Genomic DNA, 14954 nt, shown 5'->3' with positions numbered 1-14954 from the left:
AAAATGACAAGATAAGGTGACGCTGGCTATTGAATCCTCTTCAAGTGGCTCTCAAATAATCCTCAACTGACCGCAGGTAAGGTTCACCGCGAGGATACATAGGCCGATTTTTACAGGTGCAAGAGGTGCCGGAGTCAAGAAGCGCAGCAGGGTAACCGCCGGCCGCAACCTCAGCACCATACGCAATCTCACAAGGAGCCATCTTATGGCAGTGCCAAGCAATGCAGGGATAGAGATCAAACACTTGAAAACATTGACCGCGCTGGCCGAGCAGGGCTCGCTGGCCGGTGCGGCGCTGACCCTCAACCTCACCCAGTCCGCCCTCTCCCACCAGCTCAAAGAGCTGGAGACCCGCCTCAATCTGGAGCTCTACCTGCGCAAAAGCCGTCCGCTGGTGCTGACCGCGGCAGGCAGCCAGCTGCTCGTCCTCGCCCGTCAGGTACTGCCCGCCCTGGCCCAGACCGAGAAGCAGTTGCAGGCCCTGCAGAGCGGCGATGCGGGCAGGCTGCATCTGGCGCTCGATTGCCACAGCTGCATCCAGTGGCTGCTGCCGCTGTTGCCCGATTTTCGCCGCCAGTGGCCTGGGGTGGACCTGGAGGTGGAGTCAGTGCCGGGCTTTGATACCATCAATGCCCTGCTAGGCGGCCAGCTCGATCTGCTGCTCACCTCGGACGTGCAGGCCCGCGGCGATCTCCACTTCGAGCCACTGTTTGCCTTCGATCTGACTCTGGTGATGGCGCCGGATCATCCCCTCTGCCACCAGAGCCACATCGAGCCGGATGATCTGGGGCCGGAGGTGCTGCTGGTCTACCCGGTGGAGCGCAGCCGCATGGATATCTTCAGCCGCTTTTTGCAACCCGCCGGGGTGGAGCCCGCCCGCTGCAAGCCGGTGGACAACACCTCGGTGATGCTGCAGATGGCCGCCGCCGGGCTCGGGGTTGCCGCCCTGCCGCGCTGGGCCAGCGAGGAGTTTGTCAGACAGGGGATGCTCTGCGCCCGCCCCCTCGGCAGCGGTATTCGCCGCCATATGTACGGCGCGGTACGGGCCGCCGATCGGGATCAAGCCTGCCTGCAGAGCCTGTTCGAGCGCATTCGCCGCAAGATGGAGGGATAGCCCTCCTCAGCGTGGCTGACCGACCTCTGCCAGCAGTGCAGGCAACTTCGCCTTGATAAAGTCGATGAGGGCCCTGACCGCCGGTGACAGACCGCGCCGCGCGGGATAGAGCATCACCAGCTTGCCATCTTTGGGACGCCACTCGGGCAGCAGTTGTTGCAGCCGCCCATCCGCCAGCTCATTGACGCAGGCGTAAAGTGGCAAGCCCACCATTCCTAGCCCCGCCAGCGCCGCCTGTTTGAGGGTTTGCACATTGTCGCTGCGCAGCAGCACATTGACCGCCACCTCCTCACTCTCCCCACAGTTGTGCCGCAGCCGCAGCAGATCAGCCTGACGCTCCAGCGAGCTGAAGAGCAGGGCATCCTCTCCCTCCAGCTGGCGCGGATGCATCAATGCACCGTGGCGAGAGAGCCACGTTGGGGCAGCCAGCACGCCCCACTGCACCGTACAGAGCGGCACCTGCACCAGACTGGAGGGGGGCTGCTCGAAGGCCACCCCGCGGATCACCACATCCAGCCCCTCCTCCAACAGATCCACCTGCCGATTGTTGGCTTGCACGGCGAGTCTCACCTTGGGGTATTGCGCCATAAACACGGGCAGCAAGCGGGCGAGCAGCGCATCGGCAATGGTAATGGGCACGCTGATCCGCACCAGACCGCTCGGCTCCTGCTGCCGTTGCCGCACAGCCGCCTCTCCCGCCTGAGCCTCGGCCAGCATCGCCTGACAGTGGCGATAGAGCACCTCACCGGCATCGGTCAGGCTGAGTTGGCGCGAGGTACGTTGCAGCAGCCGGGTATCCAGCCGCTCCTCCAGCAGCCGGATCCGGCGCGAGATCCGCGACTTGGGCACGCCAAGCGCCCGCGCGGCGGCAGTGAATCCCTGCCGCTGCACCACATGGGTGAAGAGATAGAGATCATTCAAATCAAGTTCCAGTGGTGTCATCGGGCAGCCTTGGTCAGGGTGAGGTGCATTCACATCGTTCCACCAATAGAACGATAAGAACCTATTTCACCAGATTGTCGCCATTTTTGCAGCCATCATAATGGCCCTGTCCCCATCAGACGGTTGCTGCGCGGGCAATCCGCCCCACCAGCAAGGGCCGTTTGACTGTTCCGATATCACAAGGAGTTCACCATGAAACTGCGACAAATCTGCTCTGCCACCCTGCTCGGTCTGGCGACCCTGACCGCCACGCTGGCCACCACAGCGACACCGGCCATGGCCGCCGAGGCTGCCAGCCATCCGACCGTATCACCCAACCGCTATCTGGAGATGCTCTCCCGAGACAATGCGGTACTGCTGCTGGTCGACCATCAGGTCGGCTTGCTGAGCGGTGTGCGCGACATCACGGTGGGCGAGCTCAAGCACAACGTGGTAGCGCTGGCCAACGCCGCCCGCGCCCTCGGCGTGCCGGTGATCGTGACCGCGACCATGCCCGATGGCATGTGGGGCCCTACCATGCCTGAACTGACCAGTGCCCTGCCGGATGTGAAGGTGATCAACCGCACCGTCATCAACGCCTGGGACGATCCTGCCGTGCGCGCCGCCATTGAGAAGACCGGCCGCAAACAGCTGATCATCGCCGGTGTATCCCTCGAGATCTGCGCCAGCTTCCCGGCCCTCTCTGCCAAGGCTGCCGGCTATGATGCCCGGGTGGTGCTCGATGCCTCCGGCACCTTCAACGAAGCCAAGCGCACCACTGGGCTGCAACGCTTGCTGGGTGCCGGTATCCCGGTCACCGACTACGCCTCTGCCGCAGTCGAGATGCTGCGCAGCAACGTCGACCCCAAGGCGCACGATGTCTACAGCGCCCTCGACATGCCTTTCGCCACCCTGGTGTGGCAGATGCAAGAGGGTGCCAAGAAGTCGTAACTCGCCTCGCCTTCGGTCAGATGACCGAAGGCTTCTTTTGTCTTCAAGAGGTTATATCGATGACCAGACGCCTGACTCTCTCCGCCCCCGTCAAGGGCCAACCGCTGCGCATTGGCAGCGGCTTTACAGCCAGCCATTTTGGCGAACACTTTTTCAACGGTCTGATAGACCCCGTGGTAATGGTGGATCACTTCCAGATGACCGCCCCCACCTTCGAGCCCCATCCCCACGCCGGGATCTCTGCCGTCACCTATCTGTTCGAGGATTCGACGAGCCCCCACGTCAACTACGACTCCCTCGGCAATCAGGGCCCCATCGAACCGGGAACGATCCACTGGCTGGCGGCCGGGCGCGGGGCCGTGCATACCGAGCAGCCGGAGGGGGCATCGCCCTATGTCCACGCCCTGCAGATCTTCGTCAACCTGCCTGCCCGTCAAAAGATGATGTCGCCTTTTGCCGTCCACGCAGCCGCTGCCACCATCCCCGAGTTTCATGGCGAAGGGGCGCGAGTACGGGTGGTCGCAGGCCACAGCAACGGGATAACGGCGCCACACTCGGCAGAGCTGCCCCAACCCTTTACCCTGCTCGATGGCCATTGCGCGCCCGGCAGCCGCTTCACCCATCTGCTGGCGGCAGGCTGGAATGCCATGATATATCCCCTGACCGGATCGCTGACCCTGCAGGCGGAGGGAGAGCGGCACCTCATCCCGGCAGGTCACGGGATGGGTGTCAGCCTCTCTGCCGAGGGCGGCGAGGCGGTGGCTCTGCAGCTTGAGGCCACCGAGCCCTGCCACTTCGTGCTGCTCTCAGGCCAGGCGCTCAATGAACCCCTGGTCAAACATGGCCCCTTCGTCATGAACAGCCACGATGCCATTGCAGATCGGCTGCATGCCTATCAGCGCGGCGAATTTGGTCAGCTCAACGATGAGTGGCTGCACAACGGCCAATATCGGCCATGAGCACGCTCGCTGGCCACCAGCCACAAAGCACGCGCTGGCCTCTGGTCTTCCTCGCCATTTTTGCCGGTGCCAGCGGCGCTCTCTGCCTTGGCAAAGTGCCCGCCGTGCTCGGCATACTGCGCAGCGAACTGGGGTTGACACTGGTCGAAGCCAGCTATCTCGCCTCAGCTTTCAATACGCTGGCGATCCTCTGCAGCCTCTTTCTCGGCCTGCTGCTGACCCGCTGGAGTGGGCGGCAAACCGGGGTTGTCGGGCTTTTGGTTATCGTCACAGGCGGAGCGTTGGCGCTGCCCGCCAACGGGCTGGCCATGATGCTGCTGTCGCGCATTGTCGAGGGGATTGGCTTTTTGCTGCTCTCGGTGGCCATGCCCGCCTTTATCGTGGCGGTGACCCGGGAGGAGGATAAGCGACTGGCCTTGAGCCTGTGGGCGGTCAACCTGCCTCTCGGGGCGGCGGCGGGTATGCTGCTCACCCCCTGGCTCACGGCGCAAGGTGGCTGGCGACTGGCCTGGCTGATCCTGATGTTCCCGCAACTCTCTGCCCTGCTGCTTCTGCTCGCCAGTCGCTCGGCAGATAAACTGCGGGTCTGGGCACCCCAAAACTCGATCAACTCGGGCCACCCGCTGCGCCAACTCACGGTGCTCCGGCAGAAGGCACTCTGGCGCTACGGGTTGGCGTTCACGCTCTACAGCCTGATGCTCTGGGCGCTCTTTGTCTGGCTGCCAACCATGTTGCAAGGCAGCCCCGGGATTGGCCAAAGCCAGATCGCCCTGCTCTCGGCGCTGGCGGTGGTCGCCAATATTCCCGGCAACCTGATGGGGGCATGGCTGCTGCGCCGGGGTGTGGCACGAGATCGGCTCATCAGCTGGGCACTGGGCCTGATGGCGCTGTGCGGCATGCTCGCCTTCTGGCCCGGCCTGTCGCCGTGGTGGGCCTATGGATTGTGCCTCGTCCTCTCCCTTTCGGGTGGCATGGCGCCACCGGCGATCCTCTCGTCCGCGCAGGGAGTGAGTCAGGGGCCGGTGCAACTAGCCATCGTGCAGGGCTTTTTTGTCCAGCTCGCCAACCTCGGTCAGCTGCTGGGGCCCTTGCTGCTGGCGGCCCTGATGACGGACAGCGGCCATTGGGGGAGCGCTCGCTGGCTCTTTCTGGGCGGCTTGCTGCTGGTCGCGCTACTCTATGCCGCGGGCCACCTGCCGGGCTCAAGCATGGCTGCAAAACAGGCTCGATCGCATTCGCGGCAAGATGGAAGATGACGAATAGAGAGGGAAACATCACAGTTATCGCAGGGAATGCTGGCCAGACAAGAGGCTGTTCAGTATGTTAACTGTTTAATCATGCTTAACGGTAGCCACCATGTCTCAAGTCGATCTCAATCTCTTTCGCGTCCTCGATGCGGTGATCCGCTATGGTGGTGTCACCACGGCCGCCGAGATGATGGAGATGACCCCCTCGGCCATCAGCCAGGCCATCAGCCGCCTGACCACCCTGGTGGGCGAGCCGCTGTTTGTCCGCCAGGGACGCGGCATCACCCCCACGGCGCGAGCGCTCAGTCTGCACCACGAGATCATGGTGCCGCTGCACGACATGGAGCGCAGCCTGCAGCGCACCGATCTCTTTGATCCCCAGACCAGTCGGCGCACCTTTCGCATCGCGGGGGTGCCCGATATCGATATCTTCTTCCTGCCGGAGCTCAACAACCTGCTGCAGACCCAAGCCCCCAACTGTCAGCTGGAGTGGAACACCCAGGTGCAGGACGAAGCCCTGCGCCAGAACAGCCTCTATCTGCACAGCGTGGATCTGGTGCTGGCCACCAAGCCGATGGCGGAGCAGGGGATCGAAAACGAGCAGATCATGTCCCAGGCCCTGCGCATCGCCTGCCGCAAGGATCACCCCAGGATCCGCCAGGCCCCCGACATGGCCACCTTCTTCAACGAAAAGCACGTGGTATTGCAAACCAGGCGGCTCGACAGCTTGCTGCTCAACACCCTGACCAAGGCGCCGCTGCCGCCGCGCCAGATTGCCTACGAGAGCGACTCCCTGCTCACCGCTCTTCATCTGGTGAGTCGTACCGACTGGCTCTGCGTCGCCAGCCAGTGGCACATGGAGAAGCTGGGGCAAGCGCTGGATCTGGCCAGCTATCCCCTCCCCTGGCTCTCGGAGGATTGCCCCGTCTACATGAGTTGGCACAAGAGCTCCGGTCAGGATACCGGGCTTAATTGGCTCAAAGATCAGGTGCGGGCCGTCAGTTCGTTTTAAGTATGCTTAACAGTCAAGCATGCCCATCTTCTCATCCGGGCTATCGCTCTTCTCGACAAACCGCCTTATGGATAATCCCCCTTCAGGATAATCGGGGGCCTTTTCTCAACCATTAAGGCGCAGCTCATGACGACATCGTCGTGCCGAAATAGCTGCGCAGCGCCTCCACCACCCGCCGCACCTTCTCCGGGATCTCCCGCTGCGGCGTGATGGCGTGGATCTCCATCGGTGCCACCCGAAAACCGGGCAGCAGTTCGAGCAGCCGCCCCTGCGCCAGATCCTCGCCAATCTCCCCCTCCGGTTGCAGCGAGATCCCCTGCCCCGCCAGCGCAAACTGGCGCAAGGGCAACACGTTATTGCAGAGCACCTTGGCCTTGAACCTCACCCTGTGTTCGCCACCCTTTTCATCCTGCAGCAGCAAACCGTTGCCCAGCATGTCGCCGCAAAGCCAGTCGTGGGTGGCCAGATCGGCGGGCGTGCGCGGCGCTCCCTTGCGCGCCAGATAGGCGGGGGCGGCGCAGAGCAGCATCCGGGTCTGCCCCAGTTTGCGGGCCACCAGGGTCGAGTCGGGCAAGGTGCCGACCCGCAATGCCACGTCGATCCGCTCGGCAATCAAATCCCGCTTCTCGTCGTCGGCGATGATCTGGATAGTGAGGCCGGGGTGGGCCTGCAGCAGCGGTGAGAGGGCCAGCGCCAGCGGCTGGCCCGCCATCCCCACCGGGGCGGTGATCCGCACTTCCCCGAGCAGGGCGTCGCGCACCTCCGAGAGGCGCAGCTCGGTCTCGCTCAGAGTCTGCTGCAACGCCCGGCACCCTTGCCACACCACCTCTCCCGCCTCGGTCAGACTGAGACGACGGGTGGAGCGATGGAGTAGGGGCAGTCCGAGCAGGCTCTCCAGCTGACTGATATGCTGACTGACGGCGGAGGGGGTCATGCCAAGGGATTTGGCCGCCCCTGTCATGCTGCCCGCTTCCACCACGGCGGCGAAGATGGCGTAACGTCTGAGCTGTTCCATTGTTAAATCCAGCTTATAAGTGAATGCATTTTTGAGGTGATTATTAAATCATAAATGGCGGCGTAGGATAGCCCCATTCCAACAGTGAAGGAGAGTTCCCCATGAAGATTGCCCTGATCGGTGCCAGTGGTTTTGTCGGTTCAGCCATCCTGAACGAGGCCATCAGCCGCGGCCATCACGTCACCGCCATCGTCCGCGATGTAAGCAAGGTGGCCGCCCATCCGCAGGTCACCGCCGTGGCGGTAGATGCCCAAAACCCGCAGGCATTGGCCGAGGTGCTCAAGGGGCACGATCGGTTGATCAGCGCCTACAACCCGGGCTGGGCCACACCGGATATCTACGACCAGTACCTCAAGGGCGCCAACGCGATCGTCGCAGCAGCCAAAGCGGCCAACAGCTGGCTGCTGGTAGTAGGTGGCGCCGGCAGTCTGGAGGTTGCCCCCGGCGTGCAACTGGTGGATACCCCTGAGTTTCCGGCCGAGTGGAAACAGGGGGCGCTGGCGGCCCGCGACGGTCTCACCGCCCTGCGTCATGAAACCACCCTCGACTGGCGCTTTGTCTCTCCCCCGGTGTTCCTCGAACCGGGCGAGAAGCGCGGCGGCTATCGGATTGGTGGCGATCAGGTGCTGTTCAGCGGCGAACAGCCTGCCGGGATCACCGCCGGTGATCTGGCTGACGGTGTGCTGAACGAGGTGGAAAAACCGGCTCACCAGCGCCAGCGCTTTACCCTGGGTTACTGAGAGCCAGCAATCGGTTAAGGCCAGAATGCACGGTCACTCACCTACGCACCCGGTCAGGTGAACACCCGCTCAACCAGAAGGGAGGCATCCGCCTCCCTTCTGTTTTGGCCATTTTATGTTTTGGTCATTTTTGCCACTGGCAGCTTGCCTCTGGTTATCACTCTCCCCCTCATCATTGCCCCTTTACCCCACAATGGCTGCGCAAAAAACCTTCAGCCCATCAGTTGCCGAATTCCATTTCGAATTTTGTGTATAACTAAGAATAATTTGTTGTTTCCGTCTTATAACACCGAACAGTAGCATCCCCTTTATCCCAGATGGCGCCAGAGATAACGAAAGAGTGAGGAGGTGCACATGGAACATTCACCACTGCCGATCATCAATCTGGCTGCCCTCAACGGGGCGCCCGAGGTGCGTCGCCCTATGCTGGCCAGGCTGGCCGCGACCGCCCGCGATGTGGGCTTTTTCTATCTGGTCGGCCACGGCTTGAGCAAGGTTGAGATGCTAGAGACCCTGGCGCTGGCAGAGCGATTCTTTGCTCTGCCGGAGCAGGAGAAGTTGGCAGTGCAGATGGTCAACAGCCCCCACTTTCGCGGCTACAACCGGGTCGGTGCCGAGCTGACCCGCCAGCGGCCGGATCTGCGAGAGCAGTTCGATATCATGAATGAGGCGCAAGCCCTGCCTGCGGTCTTGATCCGTGAACCCTGGCAGCGGCTGATCGGCCCCAACCAGTGGCCGACCGCCCTGCCCGAGATGAAAGGCCATCTGCTGGCATGGCAGGAGCGGCTGAGCGATATCACCCTCACCCTGCTCGCGGCCTTCGCCGAGGTGCTGGAGCAACCGGCCAACGTGTTTGACGACAGTATTCGCGGCGCCCCCTACCAGCACATGAAGCTGATTCACTACCCGGGGCAAGAGGCGGGTGGCAGCAGTCAGGGGGTCGGCGCCCACAAGGATCCCGGCTACCTGACGCTGGTGATGCAGGACAATCACTCTGGGCTTGAGGTCGAGACGGCCGACGGCTGGATCTCCGCGCCACCCCTGCCGGGAGCGCTGGTGGTCAATATCGGCGAGCTGCTGGAGCTGGCCTCCAACGGCTATCTCAAGGCGACCCTGCATCGGGTGGTGAGCCCGCCGCCCGGCGTCTCGCGCCTCTCCTGCGCCTTCTTTATGGCGGCGCGGCTCGATGCCACCGTGCCACTGCTCAGCCTCTCCCCCAAGCTGGCAGCGCAGGCGCAAGGGCCGGAGAGTGACCCGACCAACCCGCTCTTTAATCAGGTGGGGGAGAACGTGCTGAAAGGGCGGCTGCGCTCCCACCCGGATGTGGCGGCCCGTCACTATGGGCCGTTGGAGCCCGCTCGCCTCCCGCGCACTGAAAGCGAAGCGATACCGGCCTGAGCAGCGCAGAGATCCGCCAGCGGGTATATGCATAAGCCACAAGCAGCATGGATATACCCGCCCTGACAACGAACAACAAGCAACAAGCAACAAGCAACAAGCAACAAGCAACAAAACAAGTCATGGCCAGAGCCTGGCCATCACGGAGCAACACGATGAAATTCAAGACCATGAGCGTACACAGCGGCCAGCGGATCGACCCCCAGACCGGTGCCCTCACCACCCCGCTCTACCAGAGCAGCACCTTCAGCTACTTCAACGCTCAAGCGGGCAAAGAGCGCTTTGCAGGTCAGACCCCCGGCTTTATCTACAGCCGCTTTGGCAACCCCACCACCGCCGAGCTGGAGCAGAAACTGGCGGCGCTTGAAGGTGCCGATGAAGCGCTGGTGGTGGCGAGCGGCATGGCGGCGGTGAGCGCCATCATGTATGCCCTGGCCGACAGCGGCGATGAGGTGGCCTATATCGGCCCGCTCTACGGCGGCACCGATGCCTTCCTCAAGCAGACTTTCAGCCGTGCCGGCATCAAGGTCACCGCCTACGAGAGCGATCGGGATCTGCTGGCCAACATCCGCCCTGCTACCAAGGTGGTACTGTTCGAAACCCTGACCAACCCCACCCTCAAGGTGGTGGATCCGCGGCTGGTGGTGGAAGCGGCCCGCAAGGTGGGCGCCATTACGGTATGTGACAACACCTTCCTCACCCCCTACCTGCTGCGTCCGCTGGAACTCGGGGTCGATGTAGTGATGCACAGCGGCACCAAATATCTGGGCGGCCACGGCGACATCATCGCCGGGGTGGTGGCGGGCTCTCACGCCCTGATGAAGTCGATCCGCACCGTGGCCCTCAAGCATATCGGCTCCCCCATCGGCCCGCAGGAGGCCTACCTGCTGCAGCGCGGGGTCAAGACCCTGCCGTTGCGGATGGATGCCCACCTGCACAATGCCCAGAAAGTGGCCGAGTTTCTGGCGGCACATCCGGCGGTGAAGAAGGTGATCTACCCGGGGCTTGCCAACCATCCGGGCCACGATGCTCTCAGCGCCTTCGCAAGCGGCTTTGGCGGCATGGTGAGTATTGAACTTGAAGGCGGGTTTGAGCGCTGCGCTACCCTGCTCGATAACCTGCAACTGTTCGTGCAGGCGGTGAGTCTGGGGGATCTCGAGAGTCTCGCTTGCCATCCGGCCAGTACCACCCACGCCGCCATGGACGAGGCGAGCCGCCTCGCGGCCGGGGTCAACGACGACCTCATCCGCTTCAGCATCGGGGTGGAAGATGCGGACGACCTGATCGCCGATCTGGCCGCCGCGCTGGCGCAGATCTAACCGGGCGCGCTTTTTACTCGCCGACAAAACAGCGGCGAGTGAAATGCCCCAAAAACAACAACGGCCCATCAAGGGCCGTTGTTGTTTGGTGCGCTATGGAAAGACGGGATTTACTCCTCCCACACCACCACCTGGGATGAGGGCCAGCGATCCCCGACCTGAGCATATTTTTGCTCCAGCAGGTGACGCTTGATCTTCATGGTGGGGGTCAGCACGCCGTTCTCGATATTCCAGGGGGTTTTCACTACCAGAATACCGCGGATCTTGGCGTGGGATTCCAGCTGATCGTTGACCCGAACCCGCGCAGCTTCCAGTCTGGCGTTGACCTCCTCCCGATTGCCCTTCATGGCGCTCTCGGCCAGTTGCACCAGCGCAATGGGCTGGGGCATGCCGTAACCAATCACGCAGAGCTGTTCGATAATGGGCTCCTGCCCCAGCAGCCCCTCGATGGGCACCGGCGCCACATACTTGCCCTTGGCGGTCTTGAACACATCCTTCATCCGGCCGGTGATGGTGAGATAACCCTCCTTGTCCAGCTTGCCCATGTCGCCGGTGTGGAGCCACCCCTCGGCATCGATGGCCTCGGCGCTGTGCTCGGGATCCTTGTAGTAACCCAGCATCATCCCTTCGCAGCGGCAGAGGATCTCCCCCTCCTCGGAGATCTTGATGGTCACCCCGATCCCCGCCTTGCCGACGGTGCCGATCTTGTTGGCGCGGAACGGGTAGTTGATGGTTGAGTAGGCGTGGTTCTCGGTCATGCCCCAGGCTTCAGTCACCTTGAGGCCGATGCTCAGATACCACTCAAGCAGCGCAGGGGAGACAGGCGCAGAGCCGCAGCCGAGTACCCGTGCCTGATCCAGCCCCAGCCCCTTTTGCAGCTTGCGTTTGATAAGGCCGGAGATAAGCGGGATCTTGAGCAGCAACGCCAGTTTGTTCTGGGGCAGCTTCTCGTGGATCTTGATGCGGAACATGGCCCACAGCCGTGGCACCGAGATAAAGACGGTGGGACGGCAGCGTTTGACATCTTCGATAAAGGTGTCGAGAGATTCAGGGAATGCGATGGTAGCTCCGCCATAGAGACTGCCGCCGTAGATGTAGACCCGCTCGGTAATGTGGGCCAGCGGCAGGTAGGAGAAGCCCCGATCGGCCTGGCTCAGGCTCACCGTCTCCACCAGCTTCTCGCACGACCAGGCGTAACGCTCGACGCTCAGCATGGCCCCTTTCGGCTTGCCGGTACTGCCGGAGGTGTAGACCAGACTCAGAAGGGAGTCAGGGGCCTGCACCGGGCTGTCAGGGATCGGCTCGTGCGCCTCCAGCAGGTCATCCCACTGGTGGCTGGCCGGCATGGTGTCATAGGGGAAGGCGATGCGCAGCAGATCGGCGGGTACGCCAGCCTCCTGACTCTTCCAGTCATCCAGCTTGCCGACGAAGATCGCCTTGGCCTCGCTGTGGCGCAGCACATATTCGATGGTGTCGACGTTGGCAGTCGGGTAGATGGGCACGCTCACATACTGCCCCATCTGCATCGCCAGATCGGCGATAAACCACTGGGCGCAGTTCTTGGAGAGCAGCGCCACCTTGTCACCGGCCACCAGACCGAGGTGACGCAAGGCCGTCACCATCCGCCGCGCTTCATCGGCCACTTCACCCCAGGTGAAATCGACATATTCGCGATTGATGGTTTGACGCAGGTAGGTTCGATCAGGACACTGCCGCTCCCAGTGATAGAGCATCTCGAGCGGCAGTTTATTGGCAATGCGTGAGGAGGAGGCCATAGTTTAATCCCTGAAACAAAAGGCGAAACTTATTATTAACCTTTCACTAACTTCAGGGGAAGAATAAACTCAAACTTCAGTTTGAATTGTGTATCCGATCAAGCTTCTGCGTCTTGTTGCAAACGACTCCACATCGCCTGCACCAGTTTTTCATCCTCTTCAGAAAGCTCACCTTGCAAGATCGCCTCGTTGAGGCTGCGCAGCACATAGCTCTTGACGTCCCGCACCAGGGTCTTGCCTTCCAGCTCGGCCCGGGCAACGGCCAATGAGATATGACCTCGCAGGTAACCCCCCGCAAACAGCTCATCGTCGGTCGCGGTGGCAACCATGCTGTCGATCAGTCCCAACAACTTGTGCTCAAAATCGTGAATCGTCATGTAACGCAGCCTCATTTGCGGCAAAAAATTCGGGGGTATGGAACCGCAATCCGGTTGATTGCAGCTCTCTGGCGCCAGGCCAGCAGCGTCCTTGGCGTCCTATTCCGGGTTGGCCACCGGGTAGATGACCTGATCCTTGTATCCTGTGGTTATTCGCAGATAACCACGCAACGCCCGGTTTAATTCGGGATCATCGGTGTCCACCAGCAGCGGCCTGCCCGCAAGGGCGGCAAGCTTGGCTTTGGTTGCCAGCACCTGGATATTGTCCAGCCCGACACACCGAATCACCTCAGGACTCAATTGCTGATTTCCGCGCCCGAACAGATGTCCCTGTCCGCCTATCAGGGTAATGATCAGTCGGCAGCGACGACCGCGGATCCGGGTCAGGATCTCGGCGGCGCTGAGATCCTGCCCGATAAGTCGGCCATTTTCCACCAGATCCACACCGAGCAAAGTATTTTCCAGACCGAGCTCTGCCATACAGGCTGCCACCGTGCTGCCGGAGCCCATCAGATAGAGGGTATCGGGCTCCATCTGCTCCACCACACCGGCGGCGAGATCCGCCAGCACCAGCTCTTCGGACTCCTTGCCCCCCTGCTTGACCGCCTGCACATAACGCAGATCACCGGGCACCTTCAGCTGGCCGTAGTGGCGGGCCCGCACCTTGCCCGCGCGAAACGCCTCCTCGTCGATGTCGCGCACCTCGGCATCGATCAGGCTGAGCAGTTCCCCTGCAATCATCCGCGCCACCACCCGCCCGCTGGCGGCAGGCGTCACCCCGTAGACGCCGGAGTGGATCTTGCACCCCGCCGGAATGCCAAGCACATGGCAGGACTCCCCCACCGCGGCGCAGATATCCCGCGCCGTGCCATCGCCACCGGCAAACAGCAGCAGATCGACCCCGGCTTCGCACATCAGCTCTGCAGCGTGGCGGGTATCGTCAGCCGAGGTGCTCTCCCCGACCGGTTGATAGATGACCCGACAGGGTAGTCCCAGAGATCGGGCTACCGTCTCCCCCATCTCTCCCGCCACCGTCAGCAGTTCGAACGGGACATTCAGCTCGCACAGTGGCAACAGAGCTTGCCGCGCCCGCTCCTGCGCTTTGGGCACAGCGCCACGGGCCAGCGCCTCGGCAACCACACCGTCACTGCCCTTGAGCCCCACTGCGCCGCCAATCCCGGCGACCGGATTAATGATGAACCCTAATCGAAACATGCCTGCCTCCCTTGCGATGGCCACCATTTTTATCTTTTCCCCCCTCTGGGACAAGCAGTGGCGCCCCTGCTAGAATGCGCTGCTTCAATTTTCCAACCAATTTTCAACCAAGGTTCAATCATGCTGGAATGGGTTCTTGATCCCTCTGCCTGGGTCGCACTCGCCACCCTTACCCTGCTCGAGATCGTGCTGGGCATCGACAACATCATCTTTATCTCCATCCTGGTAGGTCGCCTGCCGGAGGCGCAGCGTCAAAAAGCGCGTATTCTGGGTCTGGGGCTCGCCATGGGTACCCGGATCCTGCTGCTGCTCTCGCTGGCCTGGGTGATGCGCCTCACCGATCCGCTCTTCACCGTGCTGGGTGAAGCCATCTCCGGCCGTGATCTGATCCTGCTGCTGGGGGGCCTGTTCCTCATCGGCAAGAGTGCCCACGAGATCCACGTCACCCTGGAAGGGGCGGCCGAGCCGGAGAGCGTCAGCAAAGCGGCCTCGGGCTTTATCAGCACCCTGATCCAGATCGCCATCCTCGATATCGTGTTCAGCCTCGACTCGGTGATCACCGCGGTCGGCATGGCCGATCACGTGCCGGTGATGGTGCTGGCCATCATGATCGCCGTCTTCATCATGATGTTTGCCGCCAAATCCATCGGTGATTTCGTCGATAACCACCCCACCATCAAGATGCTGGCCCTCTCCTTCCTCACCCTGGTGGGCTTCGCCCTGATGGCCGAGGGGATGGACCTGCATATTCCGAAGGGCTACATCTACTTCGCCATGGCCTTCTCGCTGGTGGTGGAGATGATCAACATCCGCCTGCGCAGTCATCACGACAATAACGGGCAAAATAGCGCGCAGTAACCCTGCCCCCACATGCCCTCGCGACCCCAGCTGTCGCGATCAAAAAGAGCGCC

General features: G+C 62.1%; 14 protein-coding genes. 9 read left to right on the top strand and 5 right to left on the bottom strand.

Annotated features, from left to right (window positions below; translation table 11 throughout):
• Positions 1-205 precede the first annotated feature (205 nt).
• Positions 206-1114, top strand: a complete 909-nt coding sequence (locus AACT07_RS13995) for a LysR substrate-binding domain-containing protein (RefSeq protein WP_069528380.1) — start codon at positions 206-208, stop codon at positions 1112-1114.
• Between the two features lie 6 nt (positions 1115-1120).
• Here AACT07_RS13995 and AACT07_RS13990 read toward each other — a convergent pair whose 3' ends face one another.
• Entirely contained in the window at positions 1121-2056 is a 936-nt protein-coding gene (locus AACT07_RS13990; protein ID WP_069528378.1) for a LysR substrate-binding domain-containing protein, read from the bottom strand.
• A 192-nt stretch (positions 2057-2248) separates the two neighbouring features.
• Between AACT07_RS13990 and AACT07_RS13985 the strand changes: the two genes are divergently transcribed.
• The 4 genes from AACT07_RS13985 to AACT07_RS13970 all read left to right on the top strand — a co-directional run bounded on the left by AACT07_RS13985 (position 2249) and on the right by AACT07_RS13970 (position 6204).
• Entirely contained in the window at positions 2249-2986 is a 738-nt protein-coding gene (locus AACT07_RS13985; protein ID WP_069528376.1) for an isochorismatase family protein, read from the top strand.
• A gap of 59 nt (positions 2987-3045) precedes the next feature.
• Positions 3046-3945: a pirin family protein gene (locus AACT07_RS13980; protein WP_069528374.1), complete on the top strand. Its 900-nt coding sequence runs from the start codon at positions 3046-3048 to the stop codon at positions 3943-3945.
• Entirely contained in the window at positions 3942-5201 is a 1260-nt protein-coding gene (locus tag AACT07_RS13975; protein WP_069528373.1) for an MFS transporter, read from the top strand. Before AACT07_RS13980 ends, AACT07_RS13975 begins: the two co-directional genes overlap by 4 nt.
• A 100-nt stretch (positions 5202-5301) precedes the next feature.
• Complete coding sequence (locus AACT07_RS13970; protein ID WP_005352600.1) at positions 5302-6204, top strand: LysR family transcriptional regulator; 903 nt, start codon at positions 5302-5304, stop codon at positions 6202-6204.
• A gap of 124 nt (positions 6205-6328) precedes the next feature.
• Here the strand turns inward: AACT07_RS13970 and AACT07_RS13965 are convergent, their stop codons facing one another.
• Positions 6329-7219, bottom strand: coding sequence for a LysR family transcriptional regulator (locus AACT07_RS13965; protein ID WP_069528372.1), 891 nt, complete (start codon positions 7217-7219; stop codon positions 6329-6331).
• Between the two features lie 101 nt (positions 7220-7320).
• Here AACT07_RS13965 and AACT07_RS13960 point away from each other — a divergent pair, with 101 nt between their 5' ends.
• The 3 genes from AACT07_RS13960 (at position 7321) to AACT07_RS13950 (ending at position 10676) form a co-directional block, all read left to right on the top strand.
• A complete protein-coding gene (locus AACT07_RS13960) occupies positions 7321-7959 on the top strand; it encodes an NAD(P)-dependent oxidoreductase (RefSeq protein ID WP_069528371.1) in 639 nt (212 codons plus the stop codon).
• A gap of 354 nt (positions 7960-8313) precedes the next feature.
• Positions 8314-9357, top strand: a complete 1044-nt coding sequence (locus AACT07_RS13955; RefSeq protein WP_069528370.1) for an isopenicillin N synthase family dioxygenase — start codon at positions 8314-8316, stop codon at positions 9355-9357.
• A gap of 155 nt (positions 9358-9512) precedes the next feature.
• A complete protein-coding gene (locus AACT07_RS13950) occupies positions 9513-10676 on the top strand; it encodes a trans-sulfuration enzyme family protein (RefSeq protein ID WP_069528368.1) in 1164 nt (387 codons plus the stop codon).
• Positions 10677-10786: 110 nt separating this feature from the next.
• On the opposite strand, the gene AACT07_RS13945 is transcribed toward AACT07_RS13950, so the two are convergent.
• From AACT07_RS13945 to AACT07_RS13935, 3 genes are all read right to left on the bottom strand, one after another.
• Entirely contained in the window at positions 10787-12451 is a 1665-nt protein-coding gene (locus tag AACT07_RS13945; RefSeq protein WP_069528367.1) for an AMP-binding protein, read from the bottom strand.
• Positions 12452-12549: 98 nt separating this feature from the next.
• Positions 12550-12828 (bottom strand): YfcL family protein, encoded by a 279-nt coding sequence (locus AACT07_RS13940; RefSeq protein ID WP_005333639.1) that lies wholly within the window; start codon positions 12826-12828, stop codon positions 12550-12552.
• 99 nt (positions 12829-12927) lie between these two features.
• Complete coding sequence (locus AACT07_RS13935; RefSeq protein ID WP_069528366.1) at positions 12928-14043, bottom strand: ATP-NAD kinase family protein; 1116 nt, start codon at positions 14041-14043, stop codon at positions 12928-12930.
• A gap of 120 nt (positions 14044-14163) precedes the next feature.
• Between AACT07_RS13935 and AACT07_RS13930 the strand changes: the two genes are divergently transcribed.
• Positions 14164-14901, top strand: coding sequence for a TerC family protein (locus tag AACT07_RS13930; RefSeq protein WP_042083356.1), 738 nt, complete (start codon positions 14164-14166; stop codon positions 14899-14901).
• Positions 14902-14954: the final 53 nt, after the last annotated feature.

It is taken from the genome of Aeromonas sp. ANP5 (assembly GCF_963870295.1).
Lineage (GTDB): Bacteria > Pseudomonadota > Gammaproteobacteria > Enterobacterales > Aeromonadaceae > Aeromonas > Aeromonas veronii.
The sequence above is the reverse complement of the archived record's forward strand: the minus strand, read 5'-3'. Positions and strand labels throughout refer to the sequence as shown.